Here is a 23,585-nt window from a genome sequence, read left to right on the forward strand (position 1 = left end):
TGTGCTATAAATTATGAGGAGGTCGGCCCTTTGATAGATGTCAATAAGTTTGAAAGTATGCAAATTGGTTTAGCATCTTCAGATAAAATTCGTAGTTGGTCATATGGTGAAGTCAAAAAGCCGGAGACAATCAACTACCGTACTTTAAAACCTGAACGCGATGGCCTTTTCGACGAAAGAATATTCGGTCCTACGAAAGATTGGGAATGTGCTTGTGGGAAGTACAAACGAATTCGTTATAAAGGAATTGTCTGTGATCGTTGTGGTGTTGAAGTTACACGTTCAAAAGTGCGTCGTGAACGCATGGGACATATCGAACTTGCAGCGCCAGTGACCCATATCTGGTACTTTAAAGGGATTCCTAGCCGGATGGGCCTTGTCTTAGACATGAGCCCTCGTGCATTGGAAGAAATTATTTACTTCGCATCATATGTTGTGATTGATCCAGGCGATACAGCTTTAGAAAAGAAACAATTGATGACCGAACGTGAATATCGTGAAAAATTAGATGAATACGGTAATCGTTTCAATGCCAAAATGGGGGCTGAAGCGATTAAAGAATTGTTACGTGACGTTGATCTTGAAGGCGAAGTTGCTGAATTAAAGGAAGAATTGAAGTCAGCACAAGGCCAAAAGAGAACCCGGGCAATTCGTCGTTTAGACATCTTAGATGCCTTCCGTAAATCAGGAAATAATCCTGAATGGATGGTGATGGATGCGATTCCTGTTATTCCACCAGATTTACGGCCGATGGTTCAACTTGAAGGTGGGCGTTTTGCCACATCTGATTTGAATGACTTGTACCGGCGTGTTATCAACCGTAACAACCGATTGAAACGTTTGTTAGACTTGATGGCACCAAGCATCATCGTTCAAAACGAAAAACGGATGTTACAAGAAGCCGTTGATGCTTTAATTGACAATGGTCGTCGTGGTCGTCCAGTTACTGGACCTGGTAACCGTCCATTGAAGTCTCTTTCACATATGTTGAAAGGGAAACAAGGTCGTTTCCGGCAAAACTTACTTGGTAAACGTGTCGACTATTCTGGTCGTTCCGTTATCGATGTTGGCCCTACATTGAAGTTCTATCAATGTGGGTTACCACGTGAAATGGCACTTGAGTTGTTCAAACCATTCGTGATGCACGAATTAGTGAAACGCGATATGGCTTCCAATATTAAAAACGCCAAACGTAAAATTGATCGTCAAGATGACGATGTTTGGGATGTTTTAGAAGACGTCATCAAGGAACGCCCAGTTCTATTGAACCGAGCACCTACTTTGCATCGACTTGGTATCCAAGCATTCGAACCAATCTTAGTTGATGGGAAGTCAATTCGTCTCCATCCATTAGCTTGTGAAGCTTACAATGCCGATTTTGATGGGGACCAAATGGCTATCCACGTACCTTTATCTGATGAAGCACAAGCAGAAGCAAGAATGTTAATGCTTGCTGCTCACCATATTTTGGCACCAAAAGATGGTAAACCAATCGTTACACCTTCACAAGACGTTGTTTTAGGGAACTATTACTTAACGCTTGAACAAAAAGGTAGTCTCGGCGAAGGTATGATCTTCAAAGATACAAACGAAGTCTTAATGGCTTATCAAACAGGTCACGTTCATTTACACAGTCGGATTGGGTTGTCAGTAGCTGATATGGATAACCGACCATTCCCTGACGAACAACGCCACAAGATTATGGTAACCAGTGTTGGTAAAGTGATGTTCAATGAAATCATGCCAACTGGCTTCCCATATTTAAATGAACCGACAACCGATAACTTGATGAATGGTGTGCCAGACAAATACTTTATCGACAACGGTGAAGATATTCATGACTACCTTTCAAGTGCCGCAGTTATTTTACCATTTAAGAAGGGCTTCTTAAGTGATATTATTGCGCAAGTCTTCAAGGTATATAAGGTTCAACGAACATCTGATTTATTGGATGACATGAAGACCTTAGGTTATGTTCAAGCAACCCATGCTGGTTTAACGGTTGGGGTTGTCGACGTGCCACAGTTACCTGAAAAACAAGAAATTGTTGATGAAGCCCATAAGAAGGTCACAACGGTTTCGAAACAATTCCGTCGTGGTTTAATTACTGATGAAGAACGCCATGCGCGCGTGATTGAAATTTGGAATGATGCTAAAGACGATATCCAACAACGACTCACAGATTCGTTTGATCCTACAAACCCAATCTCAATGATGTCTGACTCTGGTGCTCGTGGGAACATCTCTAACTTTACGCAACTTGCTGGGATGCGTGGCTTGATGGCTGCGCCTAATGGTGGGATGATGGAAGTGCCTGTTACATCAAACTTCCGTGAAGGACTCTCTGTCATGGAAATGTTTATGTCTACCCATGGTGCTCGTAAAGGGATGACTGATACGGCGCTTAAGACTGCCGATTCTGGTTACTTAACACGTCGTTTAGTTGATGTTGCTCAAGATGTGATCATTCGTGAAGAAGATTGTGGGACTGATCGTGGTCTGCTCATCCGCTCAATTCGAGAAGGTAACGAATTAATCGAACCATTGTATGATCGTCTTGTTGGGCGTTGTGCAATGAAGACCATCGTTAACCCAACAACGGGTGAAGTGATGGTTCGTCGTAACCAATTAATGGATGAACAATTGGCTCAAGCAGTTGTTGATGCTGGGGTTGAAGAAGTTACCATTCGTTCCGTCTTCACATGTAACACAAAACACGGTGTCTGCAAAAAATGTTACGGTCGTAACATGGCTACCGGTGAAGAAGTTGAAGTCGGTGAAGCAGTCGGAACAGTCGCAGCTCAATCAATCGGTGAACCTGGTACGCAATTAACCATGCGTAACTTCCATACCGGTGGGGTTGCCGGCGGTGAAGATATCACACAAGGTTTACCTCGTATCCAAGAAATTTTTGAAGCACGTAATCCTAAAGGGCTTGCAACCATCACTGAAGTAACTGGTGAAGTCGTTGCGGTGGAAGAAAACCCAGCAGAACATACACGTGAAATCACTGTTCAAGGTGAAACCGATACACGTTCATATAGCGTGCCTTACACAGCCAACGTCATTGTTAACGAAGGCGATATGGTTCGTCGAGGTTCTAAATTAACAGGTGGTTCTGTCGATCCTAAACAATTAATTAAAGTGCGTGACGTTTTATCAACTGAAAATTACCTCTTGCATGAAGTTCAAAAAGTTTACCGCATGCAAGGTGTTGAAATTGGCGATAAACACGTTGAAGTGATGGTTCGTCAAATGCTACGTAAAGTTCGTGTTATGGATCCAGGCGATACAGATATCTTACCTGGTACATTAATGGACATTAGTGAATTTACAGACCGTAACCACGAAACCTTAATTAGCGGTGGTGTACCTGCTACTTGTCGGCCAGTCTTGCTTGGGATTACTAAAGCGTCATTGGAAACAAATAGTTTCTTATCAGCCGCATCATTCCAAGAAACAACGCGGGTCTTAACGGATGCTTCTATCCGTGGTAAGAGCGATCCATTACTTGGTTTGAAAGAAAATGTTATCATCGGTAAGATTGTCCCAGCTGGTACTGGTATGGCGAAGTATCGTCATATGGAACCCAAGACAGTCGGTGCTGTCTCAGAAAATGTTTACTCAATCAGTGACATCGAAGCACAGATGAAAGAAGAAGAAACAAAAAGCTAAATAAGCGCGATTAAACGCAGATAGATGCTTTTAAAAAGGCCTCACCGTTATGGTGAGGCCTTTTTTATTTGTTCATAATAGTCAAAACAGCCCAAACACCGAGGCTGATATACGGGACAAACGGAATTGGGCTGCGACTAACGAGCGCGAAGACGACTGGATGACGAAGATAATCAACGAGATATTTGGTCAAGCAGAAAAGACAGGCAATTAATAACATCAAGAGGGTGGTCTCCAACCCAAACCACAAGCCAAGAATTGCTAATAATTCAATATCACCAGTACCAATACCGTCTGAAAAGTAGTTAATAATGGATAAACTACTGCCAATCAATAGGGCGCTGACCCAATGATTTGATGGCCAATATTCAATAAACAAAGGAATAAAAGCAAGCAACATTGGAACTGGGTATAGCGCGGTGTGAAAAATATCGACTAAGCTCAACAAGTAAAGAATAATCAATAAATAGCCCATCTGTGATGGCAAATAATGACGAGCTAAGCAACAAGCTAACAAGCCGCCAGCAACTTCGCTGTTAAAAAAATGGCGTTGAATTTGCGCATCGCAATAGCGACAGCGCCCTCTGAGAACGATGTAACTGATAATTGGACACAAGTCGTACCAAGCGAGGGCGTGATGACAGAAATCACATTGCGAACCGGGCCAAATGATGGATAAACCAAGTGGCCAACGCCAGGCACAAACCGTAAAAAAAGAGGCGCAACATGCGCCAAAAATAAAGGCCGAAATATAAATTAGCAAACGAGTCATCTCCTTTATAATAATTACGGAAAAAGGCCATAACTTTTTCTGGAAAACTGACTTATAGTACGTTGACTTTCACAGTTGTGCATGCTATTCTTGTAGATGTGCTTTTTACGGAAGTTTTCTGATATTCAGACATGCTGACTGACGTCTAAAAATGCATGACAATCCACGCAATCTCGGTTGCCATTTTTTTATCGCAAAAAAAGAACCACCTGGATGTGTGGACTTAAAACTCAAAAATAACTTTCAGATCAAGGAAGGAGGAACCTTCAAATGCCAACAATTAACCAATTGGTACGTAAGGGTCGTAAATCAAGAACTTCAAAGTCTGATGCACCTGCATTAAACTTTGGCTACAACAGTATGAAGAAAAAAGCTACAGATAATCCAGCACCACAAAAACGTGGGGTTGCTACTCGTGTCGGTACAATGACACCTAAAAAGCCTAACTCTGCTTTACGTAAGTATGCGCGTGTGCGTTTATCGAACTTAATCGAAGTTACAGCTTATATTCCTGGTATTGGTCATAACCTACAAGAACATAGTGTTGTTCTTATCCGTGGGGGCCGTGTCAAGGATTTACCTGGGGTACGTTATCACGTTATCCGTGGTGCTTTAGATACTGCTGGTGTTGACGGCCGGATGCAAAGTCGTTCTAAGTATGGTACTAAGAAACCTAAAAAATAACACACAAAAAATTAAAAAAGTCGATTGAAGTTTAAATGACACTGTGTGTTACTTCAAGGACTTAAATATCTTGAGGAGGTTATCAGGATGCCAAGAAAAGGCTATGTTGCAAAACGTGACGTTTTACCTGATCCAATGTACAATTCTAAATTGGTTTCACGCTTAATCAACCGCTTAATGATTGATGGTAAACGTGGTACAGCGTCAACAATCTTATATGACGCATTTGATATTATTAAAGAAGAAACTGGCAATGACCCATTAGAAGTGTTCGAAGAAGCTATGAACAACATTATGCCAGTACTTGAAGTTAAAGCTCGCCGTATTGGTGGTTCTAACTACCAAGTGCCAATTGAAGTTCGTCCAGAACGTCGGACAACTTTAGGCTTACGTTGGTTAGTTAACTACGCACGCTTACGTGGGGAACATACGATGGATCAACGTCTTGCACGTGAAATCATGGATGCTGCCAACAATACTGGTGCTGCTGTTAAAAAACGTGAAGATACACATAAAATGGCTGATGCCAACCGCGCATTTGCACATTATCGCTGGTAAGATTATCAAGGTTGGCTATTGTATGTTTTTTAATAAATCATATAATGGCCTCTTGTTGTCTTTAGGTTAATATTCGAGAGGAGTAACATTCACTTATGGCAAACAAACGTGAATTTCCGTTAGACAAAACGCGTAATATTGGTATCATGGCTCATATTGATGCTGGTAAAACAACGACCACAGAACGTATCTTGTACTATACGGGTAAAATCCATAAAATTGGTGAAACACATGAAGGTGCTTCACAAATGGATTGGATGGAACAAGAACAAGAACGTGGGATTACAATTACATCAGCTGCTACAACTGCTGAATGGAAAGGTAATCGAGTAAATATCATTGATACACCAGGTCACGTTGATTTCACAATCGAAGTTGAACGTTCATTGCGTGTTTTAGATGGTGCGATTACTGTCTTAGATGCACAATCAGGGGTTGAACCTCAAACTGAAAATGTTTGGCGTCAAGCAACTACTTATGGTGTTCCCCGGATTGTTTTTGTTAACAAGATGGATAAAATTGGTGCTAACTTCGATTATTCAATGACAACATTGGAAGATCGTTTACAAGCTAACGCACATGCTGTTCAAATGCCAATTGGCGCTGAAGACGAATTCCAAGGCGTTATTGATTTGATCGAAATGCAAGCTGATATCTATGATGAAGATGAATTAGGTGCTAAGTGGGATACAGTTGATGTACCTGCTGACTACCTTGAAGAAGCTACGAAACGGCGTGCCGAATTAGTTGAAGCTGTTGCTGACGTTAACGACGACATTATGGACAAATATTTAGAAGGCGAAGAAATTTCTAAAGAAGAATTAAAGGCTGCTATTCGTCAAGCAACTATCGATTTGAAATTCTTCCCAGTTTTTGCTGGTTCAGCTTTCAAAAATAAAGGTGTTCAAATGTTAATGGATGGGGTTGTAGATTACCTACCATCACCATTAGACGTACGTCCTTACAACGCTAAAAACCCAGCTGACGATTCAGAAGTTGAATTGATGGCTGGCGATGATAAACCATTTGCTGGTTTGGCATTTAAGATTGCTACTGACCCATTCGTTGGTCGTTTAACATTCTTCCGTGTTTATACTGGTACATTACAATCTGGTTCATACATCTTGAATGCTACTAAAAACAAACGTGAACGTGTTGGTCGTTTATTACAAATGCATTCAAATCACCGTAACGAAATTCCTGAAGTATTCTCTGGGGATATCGCTGCTGCAATCGGTTTGAAGAACACAACAACTGGTGATTCATTAACTGATGTTGATCATCCATTAATTTTGGAATCAATGGAATTCCCTGACCCAGTTATCCAAGTTTCTATCGAACCTGATTCAAAAGAAGATCGTGATAAGTTAGATCTTGCTTTACAAAAACTTGCTGAAGAAGATCCTACATTCAAGGCTGAAACCAACAATGAAACAGGCGAAACGCTTATTTCTGGGATGGGTGAATTGCACTTGGATATCATGGTTGACCGGATGAAACGTGAATTTAAAGTGGGTGCCAAAGTTGGTGAACCACAAGTTGCTTACCGTGAAACATTCACAAAACAAGCATCAGCACAGGGTAAATTCGTTCGCCAATCTGGTGGTAAAGGTCAATATGGTGATGTTTGGATTGAATTTACACCTAATGAAGAAGGTAAAGGCTTCGAATTCGAAGATGCCATTGTCGGTGGGGTTGTTCCACGTGAATACATTCCATCAGTTGAACAAGGTTTGAAAGAATCAATGGCAAACGGTGTCTTAGCTGGTTACCCATTGATCGACGTTAAAGCTAAGTTATATGATGGTAGTTATCATGATGTCGATTCAAATGAATCAGCATTTAAGATTGCTGCATCAATGGCATTGAAGAATGCTGCTAAACAAGCTGGTGCTGAAATCCTTGAACCAATCATGAAAGTTGAAGTAATTGCCCCTGAAGAATATCTTGGTGATATTATGGGTCAAGTTACTGCTCGTCGTGGTCGTGTTGAAGGGATGGAAGCGCGTGGTAATGCCCAAATTGTTAATGCAATGGTGCCATTGTCAGAAATGTTTGGTTATGCGACAACATTACGTTCAGCTACACAAGGCCGTGGGACATTTACAATGACATTTGATCATTATTCAGCTGTTCCTAAGAGTATCCAAGAAGAAATCATCAAGAAAAACGGTGGCCAATAAGCCGTTAATCTTAGTAAATGGATTTCAATTGAAAAGGGCTCGTCAAAATGACGAGCCCTTTTTTTGCGCTTAAAGGGTCAATTCAAGACGAAAAAATGCGATTTTACAGTTTCGTAAATGAAAGTTCATATTTAATTCATAACTAGTTGGTAATCTATAGACATCAGATGAATTCCTCCCAAGAAATAATCTGAGAAGTAAGATTAATTGAATTTCATTAGACAATTCCTCCCTAAAGAATCCGTCTAACTAAAGCACCACCAATGAGTTATAGTTTAATGGTAAAACGAGCCAGTCCATTTGAAATTCCTCCCAAGAACAGCGAATGGTTCTCTGGTCTTTAGTAAAGACTTAATTTTGAAGGCATGAGTCTCTGCTAGTTACTAATACTGGTTCATGCGGGTTCAATCCCCGCTAACTCGATTTGCCACCGCCCTGGCAAAAACGCAAACTCTTTTTCATAAAACTTCTCCGAAAAGAAAAGCGCCGCAAACCAAATGGTTTGCGGCGCTTTTCGTATTGGGCTAGATAATTGTGGCACCAAGGCTGTTTTTAAAATGTGCCAGGGCCCATTTTTGGCCGTTGGGTGTAAAAGTTGCCACGGCATCGGCTGGAATTGTCAGTGGATAATTTAAGTTATATGCCGCGACTGCTGTGTGAAGTACGCAAATGTCGGTGCAAACGCCAGTCAGCGTTAAAGCGTTAATCTCACGCTCACGTAAAAAATTATCTAAATTAGTGTTAGCAAAGGCTGAATAGCGATTTTTTGCAAATGCGTAAACATGAGGATCGGCTTGATGTTCTGCGTACCAGTTGGCTAATGGCCCGTAAAACTCATGACCCCAAGTGTTAGCTAGATTATGTGGGGGAAATAGGGTGCTCTCCGGATGAAAAGGATCATCTTCGACGTGTAAGTCAGTTGGTAAGATGACATAATCATCATTTGCTAGGAATTGGTCAGCTAATGTGATGATTCCAGGGGCGATTAGCTGAGCGCTTTTACCGGCTGTTAGAGCGCCATTTGAATCAACAAAGTCGTTTGTATAGTCGATAATCAAAAGTGCGTTATGGGACATAATAGGGGCCTCCTAAAGGGAATTCAAGATGCTCTTAGTGTATCAAAAAGGGACCAGAAATCAATTGATAACGCTTAGTGTAAGACTGATGAAAATTCGTGAAAAACTTTGATAAATCAGCGAAAAAGGGTTGCGTTATTGGGGTGTATCTTGTAAGATAGATGAAGTGCTATTTCCATAGCAGGAGTGCGCACTATGGTAGTCAAAACGATTACCGAGTAGCTAAGATGTGAGAGGTTGCGACACACCCGGCCGCTTTGCCATGGCGGGCGTGCCGGAAAATTTTCACGGAGCTAGTCTACTTTTAAAATAGACGAAGGAGGGAAAAACATGGCAAAACAAAAGATTCGTATTCGTTTGAAGGCATTCGAACACCGTATTTTGGATCAATCAGCTGACAAGATTGTGGAAACAGCAAAGAGAACAGGTGCTACTATCTCTGGCCCAATCCCATTGCCAACTGAAAGAACACTTTATACAGTGCTCCGTTCACCACATAAGCATAAAGATTCGCGTGAACAATTCGAAATGCGTACACACAAACGTTTAATCGATATTGTTAACCCTACACCTAAGACAGTTGATTCATTGATGAAACTTGACTTACCAAGTGGTGTAGATATCGAAATCAAGCTTTAATTCGTACCAACTAAATTAAAAATACTAGAAAAGAGGTGTTACCATGACCACAAAAGGAATCTTAGGTAGAAAAGTAGGTATGACACAAGTCTTTACTGAAAACGGCGAATTAATTCCCGTAACAGTTATCAAAGCAACACCAAACGTTGTTTTACAAGTTAAAACAAACGAAACAGACGGCTATGAAGCCATCCAAGTTGGTTTTGAAGATAAACGTGAAGTCTTGTCAAACAAACCTGCTAAAGGTCATGTAGCAAAAGCAAATACTACTCCTAAGCGCTTCATTAGAGAATTCAGAGATGTCGCATTAGGAGATTACGAAGTAGGAACAGAAATCAAAGTTGATACTTTCGCAGCCGGCGACGTCGTTGACGTTACTGGTGTAACGAAAGGTCATGGTTTCCAAGGTAACATTAAAAAAGACGGCCAATCACGTGGGCCTATGGGTCACGGTTCTCGTTATCACCGTCGTCCTGGTTCAATGGGTGCGATTATCAACCGCGTCTTCAAAGGTAAATTATTACCTGGGCGCATGGGTAACAACCAACGTACTGTTCAAAACCTTGTGGTTGTAAGCACAGACGTTGAAAAGAACGTTATTCTTGTTAAAGGTAACGTGCCAGGTGCTAAAAACTCAATGATTACAATTAAAACAGCTGTTAAAGCTCGTAACAAATAATCTGAGAAGGGAGGATTTTACCAATGGCAAACGTAACATTATTTAAACAAGATGGTAGTCAAAATGGGAACGTTGAATTAAACGACTCAATCTGGGCTATCGAACCTAACGAAAACGTTGTGTTTGATGCAATCATCATGCAACGGGCTTCATTAAGACAAGGAACACACGCTGTTAAGAACAGATCAGCTGTTCGCGGTGGTGGACGTAAACCTTGGCGTCAAAAGGGTACTGGTCGTGCTCGTCAAGGCTCAATCCGTTCACCTCAATGGCGTGGTGGTGGTACCGTATTTGGTCCTACACCTCGTTCATACAGCTACAAATTACCTCGTAAAGTACGTCGTCTTGCAATCAAGTCAGTACTTTCACAAAAGGTTATCGACAATGATTTAGTGGTTGTAGATGCATTCAACTTTGACGCACCTAAGACTAAAGAATTCGCTGAAGTACTTAACAAGTTAGACGTTAATACTAAAGCATTGGTAGTACTTGAAGATGGAAATGATTTTGCTGCATTATCAGCACGCAACTTACCAAACGTAACAGTTGTTGCTGCTGATGGCATCAACGTGTTAGACGTTGTTGGCAACCAAAAATTAATTCTTACTCAAGCTGCCCTTTCTAAAATTGAGGAGGTGCTTGCATAATGGAAGCACGCGATGTTATTTTACGTCCAGTAGTTACTGAAAATTCAATGGCTGCAATGGACGACAAGAAATACACATTTGATGTTGATGTTCGTGCCAACAAAACACAAGTGCGTTACGCAATCGAAGAAATCTTTGGTGTAAACGTTAAAAACGTAAACATCATGAACGTTCGTGGCAAGTTAAAACGTCAAGGTCGCTATGCTGGCTATACTAAAAAACGCCGCAAAGCAATCGTTACTTTAACTGCTGACTCAAAAGAAATTAAGATTTTCGAAGATTAAGCAACATTTAAATAGAATAATTATAGGAGGGTATACACGTGGGAATTATTAAGTACAAACCAACCACAAATGGTCGTCGTAATATGACCAGCTCAGATTTTGCTGAGATCACAAAGACAACCCCTGAAAAGACGTTGTTGGAATCCCAAAGCCATACTGCTGGTCGTAATGCACATGGTCATATCACTGTTCGTCATCGTGGCGGCGGTCATAAGCAAAAATATCGTGTCATTGACTTCAAGCGTATCAAAGATGGTATCAAAGCGACTGTTAAATCAATCGAATACGATCCAAATAGAACTTCAAATATCGCATTAATCCAATATCCAGATGGTATCAAGTCATACATCATCGCCCCTAAAGGTCTTGAAGTAGGCATGGTTGTTGAATCTGGTGTGGATGCCGATATCAAAGTCGGTAACGCATTACCATTAGCTAATATTCCTGATGGTACAATCATCCACAATATCGAATTAAAACCTGGTAAAGGCGGCCAATTGGTTCGTTCAGCTGGTACATCAGCTCAATTATTAGGTAAAGAAGGTAAATACGCGATTGTTCGTTTAACTTCTGGCGAAACGCGGATGATTCTACTTACATGTCGTGCAACGATCGGGACTGTTGGTAACGGTCAACACGAATTAATCAAGATTGGTAAAGCCGGCCGTAAACGTTGGATGGGTATCCGTCCTACAGTTCGTGGGTCAGTAATGAACCCTAACGATCATCCTCACGGTGGTGGTGAAGGTAAAGCTCCAATCGGTCGTCCTTCTCCTATGTCTCCATGGGGTAAGAAAACGCTTGGTAAGAAGACACGTAGTAGTAAGGCTCGTTCAGAAAAACTTATTATTCGTCATCGTAAATCAAAATAATCAGTTCCAATTGAACATGTCTAAAGCCAATGCGGCTTAAACGTAAAAGTCACATTGAACTTTTTATTCGAAGGAGGTTTCATAATGAGTCGTAGTTTGAAAAAAGGACCATTCGCAGACGCACATTTGCTCAATAAAATTGAAGCACAAGCCGATAGCGAAAAGAAACAAGTCATCAAGACTTGGTCCCGTCGCTCGACAATTTTCCCTAGCTTTATTGGGTACACAATCGCTGTTTATGACGGACGGAAACACGTTCCCGTTTTCATTTCAGACGATATGGTAGGCCATAAATTAGGTGAATTCGTACCAACAAGAACTTTCCATGGTCATGGAAATGACGATAAGAAAACAAAAGCACGCTAGAAAGGAGGATGAATCTCAATGGCAGATCAAATTACTAGTGCAACAGCTAGCGCTAAGACAGTTCGCATGGCAGCCCGTAAAGTACGGATGGTAGTCGACTTAATTAGAGGCAAGAGCGTTGCAGAAGCAATTGCAATCTTAGAATTTACACCAAGAGCTGCTTCACCAGTTGTAATTAAAGTTCTGAAATCAGCTATCGCTAATGCAGAACATAACTATGACTTAGATGCAGAAAACTTAGTCGTTACTGAAGCTTATGTTAACGAAGGACCAACATTGAAACGTTTTCGTCCTCGCGCTAAAGGCTCAGCATCACCAATCAACAAACGTACAAGTCACATCACTGTAGTTGTATCAGAAAAAGAAGCATAAGGAGGGATATCGCGTGGGTCAAAAGATTAATCCAACCGGTTTTCGTGTTGGCGTCATCCGTGATTGGGACGCTAAATGGTATGCAGAAAAAGATTTCGCAACATTTTTACACGAAGATCTTAAGATTCGTAAATACATTAACACAAAATTAGCTGACGCATCTGTCTCTACTATTGAAATCGAACGTGCTGCAAATCGCGTGAACGTTTCAATCCATACTGCTAAACCTGGTATGGTCATCGGTAAAGGCGGTTCTGAAGTAGAAAATCTACGTAAAGAATTAAACAACTTAACAGGTAAGAAAGTACACATCAACATTGTGGAAATCAAGAAACCTGATTTAGACGCTCATTTAGTAGGTGAAGGCATTGCTCGTCAATTGGAAGCACGTGTTGCTTTCCGTCGTGCTCAACGCCAAGCTATGCAACGGACAATGCGCGCTGGTGCTAAGGGGATTAAAACTCAAGTTGCCGGCCGTTTGAACGGTGCTGACATGTCGCGTGTCGAAACACATGCGCAAGGAACGGTTCCTTTGCATACATTACGTGCAGACATCGATTATTCATGGGATGAAGCCATGACTACTTACGGTAAATTAGGAGTTAAGACTTGGATTTATCGGGGCGAAGTATTACCCGCTAAAGCCAACAACAATACGAAAGGAGGGAAATAAACATGTTAGTACCTAAACGTGTAAAACATCGTCGTGAATTCCGTGGGAAGATGCGCGGTGCTGCAAAAGGTGGTAAAGAAGTCACATTTGGTGAATTCGGGTTACAAGCTTTGGAATCAAGTTGGATTACCAACCGTCAAATCGAAGCTGCTCGTGTTGCCATGACTCGTTACATGAAACGTGGTGGGAAAGTGTGGATTAAAATTTTCCCTCATAAATCATACACTGCAAAAGGTGTCGGCGTTCGAATGGGTTCAGGTAAGGGTGCTCCTGCTGGATGGGTTGCTGTAGTAAAACGTGAAAAAGTCATGTTTGAAATCGGCGGCGTTTCTGAAGAAGTTGCTCGTGAAGCATTACGCTTGGCATCACATAAATTGCCAGTTAAAACTAAGATCGTAAAACGCGAGGAAGTAGGTGGCGAGTCAAATGAAGGCTAAAGATATTATTGAATTAACCACTGCTGAAATGCTTGAAAAAGAACACCAATACAAAGAAGAATTATTCAATCTTCGTTTCCAACAAGCTACCGGTCAATTAGAAAATACCGCCCGCTTAAAGCAAGTTCGTAAGAACATTGCCCGGATTAAAACTGTATTACGTCAACAAGAACTTAACAAATAATAAATGGAAAGGAGCTATTTACTTTGAGCGAAGAAAGTCGTAACCATCGTAAAGTGTACCAAGGCCGTGTTGTTTCAGACAAAATGGATAAAACAATTACTGTCGTGGTTGAAACTTATAAAACACATCCTGAATATGGTAAACGTGTCAGATATTCAAAGAAATATTATGCACAAGATGACAACAATGAAGCAAAAGTTGGCGATATTGTGCGTGTTATGGAAACTCGTCCTTTGTCACGTACAAAACGGTTCCGTTTATTAGATGTCGTTGAAAAAGCAGTTATTATCTAAATCGTTACTCAATATATATAAGTGACGGAAGGAGGACCTATAAGTGATTCAATCAGAAAGTCGTCTTAAGGTTGCTGATAACTCCGGTGCCCGCGAAATTTTAACTATTAAAGTTTTGGGTGGTTCAGGTCGCAAGACTGCTAACATCGGTGATGTTATCGTTGCAACAATTAAACAGGCAACACCAGGTGGCGTTGTCAAAAAAGGTGAAGTTGTCAAAGCTGTTATCGTTCGTACTAAGTCAGGTGCTCGTCGTACAGACGGTTCTTACATCAAGTTCGACGAAAACGCTGCTGTTATCATCAATGATGACAAGACTCCAAAAGGAACACGTATCTTTGGACCAGTTGCACGTGAATTGCGTGACAATGATTTCATGAAGATCGTTTCCTTAGCGCCTGAAGTTCTATAATTACAGACAACCAAGGAGGTGCGTATATCAATGTTCGTTAAAACTGGTGATAAAGTTAAAGTAATTAGTGGTAAAGATAAAGGTAAAGAAGGTACAATCATCAAAGCAATGCCTAAAGAAGGCCGTGTTGTTGTTGAAGGTATCAATACCATTAAAAAGCATGTTAAGCCAAATGCTCAAAATCCTAATGGTGGGATTGTTGACACAGAGGCAAGTATCGATGCTTCAAACGTTATGCTAATTGATCCATCAAACAACGAAGCTACTCGTGTAGGTTTCGAAGTGATTGATGGTAAAAAAGTACGCGTTTCAAAGAAAACTGGAGAATCAATCGATAAATAATTTTTGGGGAAAGGAGGCACTTTTTACATGACTAACCGTTTAAAAGAAAAATATGTTAAAGAAGTAACACCAGCGTTGATTGAAAAGTTCAACTATACATCAAGCATGCAAGTTCCTAAGATTGAAAAAATCGTACTTAATATGGGTGTTGGTGATGCTGTTTCAAACGCTAAGAATTTGGATAAAGCTGTTGAAGAATTAGGCTTGATTGCTGGTCAAAAACCATTAATCACAAAAGCTAAAAAATCAATTGCTGGTTTCCGTTTACGTGAAGGAATGCCAATTGGCGCTAAAGTAACTTTACGTGGCGAAAGAATGTACGATTTCTTAGATAAATTAGTTAACGTATCTTTACCTCGTGTTCGTGATTTTCACGGTGTTAGTGCAAAATCATTCGATGGTCGCGGTAATTATACATTAGGTGTACGCGAACAGTTGATCTTCCCTGAAATCGATTATGATAAGGTAGATCGCGTTCGTGGTTTGGATGTTGTTATTGTGACAACTTCAAATACTGACGAAGAAGCACGCGAATTGTTAACACAATTTGGCATGCCATTTGCTAAATAAAAAGGGAGGTCAATTTCTTGGCTAAAAAATCTTTAGTTGTAAAGAATCATCGTCCAGCAAAATTTTCAACACAAGAATATTCACGTTGCGAACGTTGTGGACGTCCACATTCTGTATATCGTAAGTTTAAGCTTTGCCGGGTTTGCCTCCGTGAATTAGCTCATAAGGGCCAAATTCCAGGCATGAAAAAAGCAAGCTGGTAATTATAAAGAGTCAATAAGGAGGTTAATTCCACATGGTCATGACAGATCCAATCGCAGACTATCTAACACGTATTCGTAATGCCAACATGGTACATCACGAATCATTAGAAGTCCCTGCTTCACGTATGAAAAAAGAAATTTCTGAAATTTTGAAACGCGAAGGCTTTATCCGCGATTACGAAGTGATTGAAGACGACAAACAAGGTATCATCCGTGTATTCTTGAAATATGGTAAGAATAACGAACGTGTTATCTCTGGTTTGAAACGGATTTCAAAACCTGGTTTACGTAACTACGTTAAAGCTAATGATGTTCCTAAGGTATTAAATGGCTTAGGCATCGCAATTATCTCAACAAGCAACGGTGTCGTAACTGACAAAGAAGCTCGTGAAAAGGCTGCCGGCGGCGAAGTACTCGCATACGTTTGGTAATCTAAACTTAAAATAAGGAGGTGTCATAACGTGAGTCGTATCGGATTAAAAGTAATCGAAGTTCCTGCAGGTGTTACCGTTACTAAAGACGGTGAAAACATCACAGTTAAGGGACCTAAAGGGGAACTAACACGTCATTTCAGTCCCGTGATTGAAATGCACGAAGAAGGTAACCTTATTAATTTCACACGTAATAGCGAAAGTGATCGTGCAATGCACGGTACTATGCGTGCTAACTTAAACAACATGATTTTGGGCGTAACGGAAGGTTTCAAGAAAACATTGGATCTTATCGGTGTTGGTTACCGTGCTCAATTGAAAGGCAAGATTTTAGTATTGAACGTTGGGTATTCACATCCAGTTGAAATGGAAATCCCAGAAGGTATTACAGTCGAAGTGCCATCAAACACAAACATTACTATCAGCGGGATTAGCAAACAACAAGTTGGCCAATTTGCAGCTGAAATTCGTGATGTTCGTCCTCCAGAACCTTATAAAGGTAAAGGTATTCGTTATACTGATGAATATGTTCGCCGTAAAGAAGGTAAAACTGGTAAATAGAGCAGCTTAAGCTGTTAAACGATATTAAGAGGTGAAAATTGTGATTACAAAACCAGACAAAAATAAGACACGTCAAAAACGCCATACACGCGTTCGTGGTAAGATCTCTGGTACTGCTGACTGCCCACGCTTGAACGTTTTCCGTTCTAACAAAAACATCTACGCTCAACTTATTGATGACGTAGCGGGTGTGACGCTAGCAAGTGCCTCAACATTAGATAAAGAAGTAAAAGCAGAAGGTACTAAAGTCGAACAAGCACAACAAGTTGGCGCATTAATTGCACAACGCGCTGTTAAAGCCGGCCACAAAGTTGTTGTTTTTGATCGTGGCGGATATTTATACCATGGTCGTATCGAAGCTTTAGCTACAGCTGCTCGTGAAAACGGACTAGAATTCTAATAAGGAGGAAAACCATTTATGACTTACATTGATCCAACTCATTTAGATTTAGAAGATCGCGTTGTTTCAATCAACCGTGTTACAAAAGTTGTTAAAGGTGGACGTCGTCTACGTTTCGCAGCAATTGTAATCGTTGGTGATAAAGACGGTCACGTAGGTTTCGGGACAGGTAAAGCACAAGAAGTTCCTGAAGCTATTCGCAAAGCCGTTGAAGACGCTAAAAAGAATCTTATCAATGTTCCTAAGGTCGGAACAACATTACCTCATGAAATTATTGGTCGCTTCGGCGCTGGCCGTGTTCTATTAAAACCAGCCGTTGAAGGTTCTGGTATTGCTGCTGGTGGTGCTGTTCGTGCCGTTATGGAATTAGCAGGAATCGATGATGTGACAAGTAAAACATTGGGTAGTAAAACTGCCATCAATGTTATCCGTGCCACAATTGACGGTTTAACTCGTATGAAGACTGCTGAAGAAATTGCAGAATTACGTAACGTATCTGTAGAAAGCTTACAAAACTAGGAGGATAACTGAACATGGCTAAATTAAAGATTACTTTAAGAAAAAGTGCTGCTCATCGTCTTCCAGAACAACGTAAAATGGTCAAAGAATTTGGCTTGAACCGAGTAAATAGTTCTGTAATCAAACCAGATGATGCTGCAACTCGCGGTGTGATTTTTAAACTCGCACATTTAGTAACAGTCGAAGAAATTAAAGACTAATTTCAACATATATTGCAAGGAGGTGCGCACAATAATGAAATTACATGAAATGAAACCTAACGAAGGTGCTCGTAACGTTCGTAAACGTGTCGGCCGTGGTACTTCTTCAGGTACTGGTAAAACTGCTGGTCGTGGTCAAAAAGGCCAAAAAGCTCGTAGTAAAGTACGTTTGGGATTTGAAGGTGGGCAAATGCCTTTATTCCGTCGTATGCCAAAACGGGGATTCAAGAATATCAACCGTAAAGAATATGCGGTTGTTAACTTGAATGATTTAAATCGTTTTGAAGACGGTGCAGAAATTACTTCAACTGTTTTAATCGAAGCAGGCATTGTTAAGAATGAATTATCAGGTGTTAAATTATTAGCGAATGGCGAATTAAACAAAAAATTGAACATTAAGGTAAGCAAGTATTCTGAAGCTGCAAAAGCTGCTGTAGAAGCTGCTGGCGGTTCAATTGAGGTGATTTAATTGCTAAAGACACTCAAAAACGCATTTAAAGTAAAGGAAATCCGTAGTAAGATTTTATTTACTCTAGGCGTTTTGATCGTTTATCGTTTAGGTGCACAAATTACGGTGCCAGGTGTGAATGCTGGTGCATTGACGAAGCTGGGGTCGACTGGGTTGATCCCACTGCTTGATACCGTTAGTGGTGGTGGCTTGGCGAACTATTCCATCTTTTCGATGGGGGTTTCACCGTTCATCACTGCCCAGATTGTGGTTCAATTACTACAAATGGATATTGTGCCTAAGTTTGTTGAATGGAGCAAGCAAGGTGAAGTTGGGCGACGTAAGCTTAATCAAGTAACGCGTTACTTAACCATCGCCTTAGCGTTCATCCAATCGATAGGGATTACCGCTGGCTTTAACTCACTCAGTCAAATGGGTTTGGTTAAAGATCCGGGGATTAAAACCTTTGTTAGCATCGGGATCATTTTAACGGGTGGTACGATGTTAATTACATGGTTGGGTGAACAGATAACGGATAAAGGCTTAGGAAATGGTGTGTCAATGATTATCTTTGCAGGGATTATTGCACGCCTTCCAAGCGGTCTTTACCAAATCTTCCGCGAACAAGTCTTGAACGCTTCAAAAGGCGATATGTGGAAAGGTGTCTTATTCATCATCGGTTTGCTGATTGCGATCCTTGTAATCGTCACATTTGTGACATGGGTACAACAAGCAAATCGAAAGATTCCGATTCAATATACGCGTCGTGAAGCTGGTGCAGGTGACAATAGTTACCTTCCGCTTAAAGTCAACGTCGCTGGTGTGATTCCGGTTATCTTCGCCAGTTCATTTATTATGACACCTCAAACAATCTTGATGGCCTTCCAATCAAGTCATGGGGCAGATACCTGGTTTAAAGTATTATCAGATATCTTCAGCATGCAGACTGTGACAGGCTCGATTGTTTATACGGTGCTCATTGTTCTCTTTACCTTCTTCTATGCTTTTGTTCAGGTGAACCCTGAAAAAGTTGCGGAGAACTTGACTAAGCAAGGGAGTTATATTCCCGGGGTTTGGCCAGGTAAAGGGACCGAGAAGTATCTTTCTAGCGTATTAATGCGTCTTTCAACTGTCGGGGCGGTGTTCCTTGGGGTAATTGCACTATTACCGCAATTAGCAGCAAACCTCGGTGGCTTACCTCAATCAATTGGTTTGGGTGGGACAAGTTTACTAATCGTTGTTGGGGTTGCACTTGAAAGTACACGTCAACTCGAAGGGTTACTTATGAAACGCAAGTATGTTGGATTCATTCGATAAGTAATTATCGTTAAAAAAGTATTGAATCCTGGTTTTAAATAGGAGGCAAAGACATGAATCTCATGTTAATGGGACTTCCCGGCGCTGGTAAGGGAACGCAAGCTGAAAAGATTGTTGACGCTTATCATATTCCACACATTTCAACTGGTGACATGTTCAGAGCTGCTATGGCAGATCAAACAGAACTTGGGGTTAAAGCTAAGTCATTCATTGATAAAGGTGAATTGGTACCAGATGATGTGACGAACGGAATTGTTGAGGAACGTCTTGCACAAGCAGATACTAATGTAGGTTATCTCCTTGATGGTTTTCCTCGGACTCTTGATCAGGCGGATGCTTTAGCTGCCATTACTGATAAATTGAACAAACCTTTAGATGGTGTGATTAACATTGATGTTGATCCTGAAATCTTAGCTGATCGTTTATCGGGTCGCTTTATTTGTAAAAATTGTGGCGCAACATACCACAAACTTTACCATCCAACTAAAGTTGAAGGGACATGTGATCGTTGTGGCGAACATGTTTTCTTCCAACGAGAAGACGACAAACCTGAAACGGTTAAGAATCGCTTAAAGGTCAATATCGAAATGAATACACCTTTACTTGATTATTATGAAAAACGTAACCTACTTTATACGGTAGATGGGAATCAAGAGATTGATGATGTGTTCTCTGCCGTTCAAAAAGTACTTGATACCATTAAAGACTAGTCATCAACTCAAGTGATCCCACGGTCATTGTTCACGTAAAAGCCTGACTAGTTGTTTGATGACAGAATTCTCAGTGCTTTTAAAAATTTAATACTTGTGATATAATATCTCGGTATGACCACTAGCGGTGAGTGCGGAGAGCTCTCACCATTTTTCTGTATGAATTTTCACAACCACAAGGGGGTACTTTTGCGTGGCAAAAGATGACGTCATTGAAATTGAAGGTAAAGTAACTGATACTTTACCAAATGCAATGTTTAAAGTAGAACTTGAAAATGGTGCAGTTATTCTGGCACATGTTTCTGGCAAAATCCGCAAGAATTACATCAAGATTTTGCCTGGGGACCGTGTGACAGTTGAATTGTCACCCTATGATTTGACTAAGGGACGAATTACGTATCGCTTTAAATAAGGCGTAAGGATCATATCAAGGAGGTCAGTCGATATGAAAGTAAGACCATCAGTAAAACCAATGTGCGAACATTGTAAAGTTATTAAACGAAAAGGCCGCGTTATGATTATCTGCGCAGCTAATCCAAAACATAAACAACGTCAAGGTTAATATTAATTAAGCAGGAGGTGCAAGAATGGCACGTATCGCAGGTGTGGATTTACCACGTGATAAACAAATTGTGATTGCTTTAACTTATATTTTCGGTATCGGAAATACAACTGCCGTTAAAGTCTTAGCTGATGCTGGCGTCCCAGAAGACGTCCGTACGCGTGATTTAACGCCGGATCAAGAAGACAAGATCCGTGCAGCAATCGACAAGGTTAAAGTTGAAGGCGATCTTCGTCGTGAAGTTAGCTTAAACATCAAACGTCTACAAGAAATCGGTTCTTATCGTGGCATGCGTCATCGTCGTGGTTTACCAGTTCGTGGTCAAAACACGAAGAACAACGCACGTACTCGTAAAGGTAAGAAAGTTACGATCGCAGGCAAGAAGAAATGATCAGTAAAAGGAGGTTATAATTTATGGCAAACAAGAAAAATGCTCCACGTAAGCGTCGTGTCAAGAAAAATATCGAAGCCGGCGTTGCACATATTCACTCAACATTTAACAATACTCTTGTGATGATTACTGATCCGCATGGGAATGCTGTTGCATGGTCATCTGCTGGTTCATTAGGTTTCAAAGGTAGTCGTAAGTCAACACCTTTTGCTGCTCAAATGGCTGCAGAAGCTGCTGGTAAAGAAGCCATGGAACATGGTATGAAATCTGTTGAAGTTGCTGTTAAAGGACCAGGTTCTGGCCGTGAAGCTGCAATCCGCTCATTACAAGCAACTGGTTTAGAAGTTACTGCTATTCGTGACGTTACACCGGTTCCTCATAATGGATCTCGTCCTCCAAAACGCCGTCGTGTTTAGTCTGGGCTACGCTTCATTTTGAGACAAACTGAAACGTGTTCACGTATAAACACTTCTCGTTTTGAAAGGGGTAAAAGATAAGAATGATCGAATTTGAAAAACCAAACATTACAAAGGTTGATGAAAGTACTAACTACGGTAAATTCGTTGTAGAACCACTTGAACGTGGTTATGGTACGACTTTAGGTAACTCTTTACGTCGTATTTTACTCGCTTCTTTACCAGGTACTGCTGTCACAGATATTCAAATTGATGGTGTTTTGCATGAATTTTCAACAATTGATGGCGTCTTAGAAGACGTAACACAAATCATTTTGAATATTAAAAAATTAGCACTTAAATTGCATGTCGAAGAAGACAAGACAATTGAAATCGATGTTAAGGGTCCGGCAACAGTTACTGCTGCTGATATCATTTCTGATGATGACGTTGAAGTCTTAAATACTGATCAATATATTTGTACAGTAGCTGAAGGCGGCAATTTCCACGTGCGAATGACAGTTAAAAAAGGCCGTGGTTATGTTGCTGCTGATCAAAACAAGTCAGACGATATGCCAATTGGTGTTTTGCCAATCGACTCAATTTATACCCCAATCAGTCGTGTTAACTATCAAGTAGAAAGTACACGTGTTGGTCGTCGTAACGATTTCGACAAATTAACACTTGATGTTTGGACAAACGGTTCCATCAGTCCTAGAGAAGCTATTAGCTTAGCTGCGAAGATTATGACAGAGCATTTGGCAATCTTTGTAGATCTTACTGATGAAGCGAAAAATGCTGAAATCATGGTCGAAAAAGAAGAGACACATAAAGAGAAAATGCTTGAAATGACAATTGAAGAGTTAGATTTATCAGTTCGTTCATACAATTGTTTGAAACGTGCTGGCATCAACACTGTTCAAGAGTTAACTGACAAATCAGAAGCAGATATGATGAAAGTTAGAAATCTTGGTCGCAAGTCGTTAGAAGAAGTTAAGAACAAGTTATTTGATCTTGGCTTAGGCTTACGCACAGAAGAATAAACTGATAAGAAGGAGGGACTCCATTCATGAGTTATCGTAAATTAGGTCGCACAAGCTCACAACGTAAGGCAATGTTACGTGATTTGACAACTGATTTAATCATCAATGAACGTATCATTACTACAGAAGCTCGCGCCAAAGAAATTCGTAAAACAACTGAAAAAATGATCACTTTAGGTAAACGCGGTGATTTACACGCTCGTCGTCAAGCTGCAGCATTCGTTCGTAACGAAGTAGCTGATATTCGCGAAGAAGATGACGCTGTAATCGTTCAATCTGCTTTACAGAAATTATTTAGTGACATTGCCCCACGTTATGCTGAAAGAAATGGTGGTTACACACGTATTCTTAAAACAGCCCCTCGTCGTGGTGACGGTGCATTAATGGTGATTATTGAACTTGTTTAATCACAAAATGATTTAGGTCATTTGATCGATGAGACAGGGCGTTATGATGGTGGAAGTACTCCGAGTCTAGTCCTAAGGTCATACTGGCAATATAGTATGGCTTTCATCGATTGATGATTTACATAAAATAACGTCTAATTCCGAGTTAAATTGGAGTTAGACGTTTTTTGTGTTGGACATGCTTTGAATAAAGGGTGACTAACAAAAGCGTTATGGCTTATTCTATGATAAAATAATACCAGAGTGCGTTTTAGGCGTGACATAGCTAAACGACAACAAC

The 23,585-nt window shown here is 40.7% G+C and carries 35 protein-coding genes; 33 read left to right on the plus strand and 2 right to left on the minus strand.

Annotation, left to right across the window (positions count from 1 at the left end; genetic code table 11):
- The first annotated feature begins 30 nt into the window (after window positions 1-30).
- Window positions 31-3,675: a DNA-directed RNA polymerase subunit beta' gene (gene rpoC, locus J7Q78_RS07835; protein ID WP_208422934.1), complete on the plus strand. Its 3,645-nt coding sequence runs from the start codon at window positions 31-33 to the stop codon at window positions 3,673-3,675.
- Window positions 3,676-3,739: 64 nt separating this feature from the next.
- Here the strand turns inward: rpoC and J7Q78_RS07840 are convergent, their stop codons facing one another.
- Window positions 3,740-4,438 (minus strand): prepilin peptidase, encoded by a 699-nt coding sequence (locus J7Q78_RS07840; RefSeq protein ID WP_173011607.1) that lies wholly within the window; start codon window positions 4,436-4,438, stop codon window positions 3,740-3,742.
- A gap of 279 nt (window positions 4,439-4,717) precedes the next feature.
- On the opposite strand from J7Q78_RS07840, the gene rpsL reads away from it, so the two are divergent.
- The 3 genes from rpsL (at window position 4,718) to fusA (ending at window position 7,872) form a co-directional block, all read left to right on the plus strand.
- Entirely contained in the window at window positions 4,718-5,131 is a 414-nt protein-coding gene (gene rpsL / locus J7Q78_RS07845) for a 30S ribosomal protein S12 (protein ID WP_154243339.1), read from the plus strand.
- Window positions 5,132-5,218: 87 nt separating this feature from the next.
- A complete protein-coding gene (gene rpsG, locus J7Q78_RS07850; RefSeq protein WP_154243338.1) occupies window positions 5,219-5,689 on the plus strand; it encodes a 30S ribosomal protein S7 in 471 nt (156 codons plus the stop codon).
- 95 nt (window positions 5,690-5,784) lie between these two features.
- Window positions 5,785-7,872, plus strand: a complete 2,088-nt coding sequence (gene fusA, locus J7Q78_RS07855; protein WP_154243337.1) for an elongation factor G — start codon at window positions 5,785-5,787, stop codon at window positions 7,870-7,872.
- Between the two features lie 524 nt (window positions 7,873-8,396).
- Here the strand turns inward: fusA and J7Q78_RS07860 are convergent.
- Window positions 8,397-8,948: a cysteine hydrolase family protein gene (locus tag J7Q78_RS07860; protein ID WP_208422935.1), complete on the minus strand. Its 552-nt coding sequence runs from the start codon at window positions 8,946-8,948 to the stop codon at window positions 8,397-8,399.
- Window positions 8,949-9,278: 330 nt separating this feature from the next.
- On the opposite strand from J7Q78_RS07860, the gene rpsJ reads away from it, so the two are divergent.
- The 29 genes from rpsJ (at window position 9,279) to rplQ (ending at window position 23,305) form a co-directional block, all read left to right on the plus strand.
- The gene (gene rpsJ, locus J7Q78_RS07865) at window positions 9,279-9,587 is read left to right on the plus strand and encodes a 30S ribosomal protein S10 (RefSeq protein WP_004270220.1); all 309 of its coding nucleotides are present in this window, start codon (window positions 9,279-9,281) and stop codon (window positions 9,585-9,587) included.
- Between the two features lie 43 nt (window positions 9,588-9,630).
- A complete protein-coding gene (gene rplC / locus J7Q78_RS07870; RefSeq protein ID WP_057908162.1) occupies window positions 9,631-10,266 on the plus strand; it encodes a 50S ribosomal protein L3 in 636 nt (211 codons plus the stop codon).
- A gap of 23 nt (window positions 10,267-10,289) precedes the next feature.
- The gene (gene rplD, locus J7Q78_RS07875; protein WP_004270194.1) at window positions 10,290-10,913 is read left to right on the plus strand and encodes a 50S ribosomal protein L4; all 624 of its coding nucleotides are present in this window, start codon (window positions 10,290-10,292) and stop codon (window positions 10,911-10,913) included.
- Window positions 10,913-11,197: a 50S ribosomal protein L23 gene (rplW, locus tag J7Q78_RS07880; protein ID WP_004270217.1), complete on the plus strand. Its 285-nt coding sequence runs from the start codon at window positions 10,913-10,915 to the stop codon at window positions 11,195-11,197. Before rplD ends, rplW begins: the two co-directional genes overlap by 1 nt.
- A 38-nt stretch (window positions 11,198-11,235) precedes the next feature.
- Window positions 11,236-12,069, plus strand: a complete 834-nt coding sequence (rplB, locus tag J7Q78_RS07885) for a 50S ribosomal protein L2 (protein WP_154243335.1) — start codon at window positions 11,236-11,238, stop codon at window positions 12,067-12,069.
- Window positions 12,070-12,153: 84 nt separating this feature from the next.
- Window positions 12,154-12,435, plus strand: coding sequence for a 30S ribosomal protein S19 (rpsS, locus tag J7Q78_RS07890; RefSeq protein ID WP_004270198.1), 282 nt, complete (start codon window positions 12,154-12,156; stop codon window positions 12,433-12,435).
- Window positions 12,436-12,453: 18 nt separating this feature from the next.
- Entirely contained in the window at window positions 12,454-12,807 is a 354-nt protein-coding gene (gene rplV, locus J7Q78_RS07895) for a 50S ribosomal protein L22 (RefSeq protein WP_089556242.1), read from the plus strand.
- Between the two features lie 13 nt (window positions 12,808-12,820).
- Entirely contained in the window at window positions 12,821-13,480 is a 660-nt protein-coding gene (rpsC, locus tag J7Q78_RS07900; RefSeq protein ID WP_004270189.1) for a 30S ribosomal protein S3, read from the plus strand.
- 2 nt (window positions 13,481-13,482) lie between these two features.
- A complete protein-coding gene (gene rplP, locus J7Q78_RS07905) occupies window positions 13,483-13,917 on the plus strand; it encodes a 50S ribosomal protein L16 (RefSeq protein WP_004270207.1) in 435 nt (144 codons plus the stop codon).
- Complete coding sequence (gene rpmC, locus J7Q78_RS07910) at window positions 13,907-14,101, plus strand: 50S ribosomal protein L29 (protein ID WP_154243334.1); 195 nt, start codon at window positions 13,907-13,909, stop codon at window positions 14,099-14,101. Before rplP ends, rpmC begins: the two co-directional genes overlap by 11 nt.
- 23 nt (window positions 14,102-14,124) lie before the next feature.
- A complete protein-coding gene (gene rpsQ / locus J7Q78_RS07915; RefSeq protein WP_154243333.1) occupies window positions 14,125-14,394 on the plus strand; it encodes a 30S ribosomal protein S17 in 270 nt (89 codons plus the stop codon).
- Window positions 14,395-14,437: 43 nt separating this feature from the next.
- A complete protein-coding gene (rplN, locus tag J7Q78_RS07920) occupies window positions 14,438-14,806 on the plus strand; it encodes a 50S ribosomal protein L14 (protein WP_154243332.1) in 369 nt (122 codons plus the stop codon).
- Between the two features lie 30 nt (window positions 14,807-14,836).
- A complete protein-coding gene (gene rplX / locus J7Q78_RS07925) occupies window positions 14,837-15,148 on the plus strand; it encodes a 50S ribosomal protein L24 (RefSeq protein WP_208422936.1) in 312 nt (103 codons plus the stop codon).
- Window positions 15,149-15,175: 27 nt separating this feature from the next.
- Window positions 15,176-15,718, plus strand: a complete 543-nt coding sequence (gene rplE, locus J7Q78_RS07930; protein ID WP_154243331.1) for a 50S ribosomal protein L5 — start codon at window positions 15,176-15,178, stop codon at window positions 15,716-15,718.
- 17 nt (window positions 15,719-15,735) lie between these two features.
- A complete protein-coding gene (locus J7Q78_RS07935; protein ID WP_076786297.1) occupies window positions 15,736-15,921 on the plus strand; it encodes a type Z 30S ribosomal protein S14 in 186 nt (61 codons plus the stop codon).
- 32 nt (window positions 15,922-15,953) lie between these two features.
- Entirely contained in the window at window positions 15,954-16,352 is a 399-nt protein-coding gene (gene rpsH / locus J7Q78_RS07940; RefSeq protein ID WP_004270181.1) for a 30S ribosomal protein S8, read from the plus strand.
- A gap of 30 nt (window positions 16,353-16,382) precedes the next feature.
- A complete protein-coding gene (rplF, locus tag J7Q78_RS07945) occupies window positions 16,383-16,913 on the plus strand; it encodes a 50S ribosomal protein L6 (RefSeq protein WP_154243330.1) in 531 nt (176 codons plus the stop codon).
- 40 nt (window positions 16,914-16,953) lie between these two features.
- The gene (gene rplR, locus J7Q78_RS07950) at window positions 16,954-17,313 is read left to right on the plus strand and encodes a 50S ribosomal protein L18 (protein ID WP_154243329.1); all 360 of its coding nucleotides are present in this window, start codon (window positions 16,954-16,956) and stop codon (window positions 17,311-17,313) included.
- A gap of 18 nt (window positions 17,314-17,331) precedes the next feature.
- Window positions 17,332-17,832 carry a 30S ribosomal protein S5 gene (gene rpsE / locus J7Q78_RS07955; protein WP_004270199.1) on the plus strand — a complete coding sequence of 167 codons (501 nt, stop codon included), beginning with the start codon at window positions 17,332-17,334 and terminating at the stop codon, window positions 17,830-17,832.
- A gap of 14 nt (window positions 17,833-17,846) precedes the next feature.
- Window positions 17,847-18,032, plus strand: a complete 186-nt coding sequence (gene rpmD / locus J7Q78_RS07960) for a 50S ribosomal protein L30 (RefSeq protein WP_004270183.1) — start codon at window positions 17,847-17,849, stop codon at window positions 18,030-18,032.
- A 34-nt stretch (window positions 18,033-18,066) separates the two neighbouring features.
- Complete coding sequence (rplO, locus tag J7Q78_RS07965; RefSeq protein ID WP_154243328.1) at window positions 18,067-18,501, plus strand: 50S ribosomal protein L15; 435 nt, start codon at window positions 18,067-18,069, stop codon at window positions 18,499-18,501.
- Window positions 18,502-19,797, plus strand: coding sequence for a preprotein translocase subunit SecY (gene secY / locus J7Q78_RS07970; protein WP_154243327.1), 1,296 nt, complete (start codon window positions 18,502-18,504; stop codon window positions 19,795-19,797).
- Window positions 19,798-19,850: 53 nt separating this feature from the next.
- Window positions 19,851-20,507: an adenylate kinase gene (locus tag J7Q78_RS07975; RefSeq protein WP_004270218.1), complete on the plus strand. Its 657-nt coding sequence runs from the start codon at window positions 19,851-19,853 to the stop codon at window positions 20,505-20,507.
- Window positions 20,508-20,700: 193 nt separating this feature from the next.
- Window positions 20,701-20,919, plus strand: coding sequence for a translation initiation factor IF-1 (gene infA, locus J7Q78_RS07980; RefSeq protein ID WP_004270190.1), 219 nt, complete (start codon window positions 20,701-20,703; stop codon window positions 20,917-20,919).
- A gap of 33 nt (window positions 20,920-20,952) precedes the next feature.
- Window positions 20,953-21,069, plus strand: a complete 117-nt coding sequence (rpmJ, locus tag J7Q78_RS07985; RefSeq protein ID WP_011375433.1) for a 50S ribosomal protein L36 — start codon at window positions 20,953-20,955, stop codon at window positions 21,067-21,069.
- Between the two features lie 25 nt (window positions 21,070-21,094).
- Window positions 21,095-21,460: a 30S ribosomal protein S13 gene (gene rpsM / locus J7Q78_RS07990; RefSeq protein ID WP_154243326.1), complete on the plus strand. Its 366-nt coding sequence runs from the start codon at window positions 21,095-21,097 to the stop codon at window positions 21,458-21,460.
- A 23-nt stretch (window positions 21,461-21,483) separates the two neighbouring features.
- A complete protein-coding gene (gene rpsK / locus J7Q78_RS07995; RefSeq protein ID WP_004270203.1) occupies window positions 21,484-21,876 on the plus strand; it encodes a 30S ribosomal protein S11 in 393 nt (130 codons plus the stop codon).
- Between the two features lie 83 nt (window positions 21,877-21,959).
- Window positions 21,960-22,898, plus strand: a complete 939-nt coding sequence (locus tag J7Q78_RS08000) for a DNA-directed RNA polymerase subunit alpha (protein WP_004270221.1) — start codon at window positions 21,960-21,962, stop codon at window positions 22,896-22,898.
- Between the two features lie 26 nt (window positions 22,899-22,924).
- Entirely contained in the window at window positions 22,925-23,305 is a 381-nt protein-coding gene (gene rplQ, locus J7Q78_RS08005) for a 50S ribosomal protein L17 (protein WP_004270204.1), read from the plus strand.
- Window positions 23,306-23,585 lie beyond the last annotated feature (280 nt).

Source organism: Latilactobacillus fragifolii, assembly GCF_905332535.1.
GTDB classification, from domain to species: Bacteria; Bacillota; Bacilli; order Lactobacillales; family Lactobacillaceae; genus Latilactobacillus; species Latilactobacillus fragifolii.

Excerpts from the sequence above, each read along its gene's own strand:
- rplW (WP_004270217.1), top strand. The coding sequence starts at position 10,913 with ATGGAAGCACGCGATGTTATTTTACGTCCAGTAGTTACTGAAAATTCA.
- rpmD (WP_004270183.1), top strand. The coding sequence starts at position 17,847 with ATGGCTAAATTAAAGATTACTTTAAGAAAAAGTGCTGCTCATCGTCTT.
- rpsM (WP_154243326.1), top strand. The coding sequence starts at position 21,095 with ATGGCACGTATCGCAGGTGTGGATTTACCACGTGATAAACAAATTGTG.
- rpmC (WP_154243334.1), top strand. The coding sequence starts at position 13,907 with ATGAAGGCTAAAGATATTATTGAATTAACCACTGCTGAAATGCTTGAA.
- rpsS (WP_004270198.1), top strand. The coding sequence starts at position 12,154 with ATGAGTCGTAGTTTGAAAAAAGGACCATTCGCAGACGCACATTTGCTC.
- J7Q78_RS07975 (WP_004270218.1), top strand. The coding sequence starts at position 19,851 with ATGAATCTCATGTTAATGGGACTTCCCGGCGCTGGTAAGGGAACGCAA.
- rpsH (WP_004270181.1), top strand. The coding sequence starts at position 15,954 with ATGGTCATGACAGATCCAATCGCAGACTATCTAACACGTATTCGTAAT.
- rpsG (WP_154243338.1), top strand. The coding sequence starts at position 5,219 with ATGCCAAGAAAAGGCTATGTTGCAAAACGTGACGTTTTACCTGATCCA.
- rpsJ (WP_004270220.1), top strand. The coding sequence starts at position 9,279 with ATGGCAAAACAAAAGATTCGTATTCGTTTGAAGGCATTCGAACACCGT.
- rplC (WP_057908162.1), top strand. The coding sequence starts at position 9,631 with ATGACCACAAAAGGAATCTTAGGTAGAAAAGTAGGTATGACACAAGTC.
- fusA (WP_154243337.1), top strand. The coding sequence starts at position 5,785 with ATGGCAAACAAACGTGAATTTCCGTTAGACAAAACGCGTAATATTGGT.
- rpsE (WP_004270199.1), top strand. The coding sequence starts at position 17,332 with ATGACTTACATTGATCCAACTCATTTAGATTTAGAAGATCGCGTTGTT.
- rpsK (WP_004270203.1), top strand. The coding sequence starts at position 21,484 with ATGGCAAACAAGAAAAATGCTCCACGTAAGCGTCGTGTCAAGAAAAAT.
- J7Q78_RS08000 (WP_004270221.1), top strand. The coding sequence starts at position 21,960 with ATGATCGAATTTGAAAAACCAAACATTACAAAGGTTGATGAAAGTACT.
- rplQ (WP_004270204.1), top strand. The coding sequence starts at position 22,925 with ATGAGTTATCGTAAATTAGGTCGCACAAGCTCACAACGTAAGGCAATG.
- rplP (WP_004270207.1), top strand. The coding sequence starts at position 13,483 with ATGTTAGTACCTAAACGTGTAAAACATCGTCGTGAATTCCGTGGGAAG.
- rplE (WP_154243331.1), top strand. The coding sequence starts at position 15,176 with ATGACTAACCGTTTAAAAGAAAAATATGTTAAAGAAGTAACACCAGCG.
- rplV (WP_089556242.1), top strand. The coding sequence starts at position 12,454 with ATGGCAGATCAAATTACTAGTGCAACAGCTAGCGCTAAGACAGTTCGC.
- rpsL (WP_154243339.1), top strand. The coding sequence starts at position 4,718 with ATGCCAACAATTAACCAATTGGTACGTAAGGGTCGTAAATCAAGAACT.
- J7Q78_RS07860 (WP_208422935.1), bottom strand. The coding sequence starts at position 8,948 with ATGTCCCATAACGCACTTTTGATTATCGACTATACAAACGACTTTGTT.
- rplD (WP_004270194.1), top strand. The coding sequence starts at position 10,290 with ATGGCAAACGTAACATTATTTAAACAAGATGGTAGTCAAAATGGGAAC.
- rplX (WP_208422936.1), top strand. The coding sequence starts at position 14,837 with ATGTTCGTTAAAACTGGTGATAAAGTTAAAGTAATTAGTGGTAAAGAT.
- rpmJ (WP_011375433.1), top strand. The coding sequence starts at position 20,953 with ATGAAAGTAAGACCATCAGTAAAACCAATGTGCGAACATTGTAAAGTT.
- rplO (WP_154243328.1), top strand. The coding sequence starts at position 18,067 with ATGAAATTACATGAAATGAAACCTAACGAAGGTGCTCGTAACGTTCGT.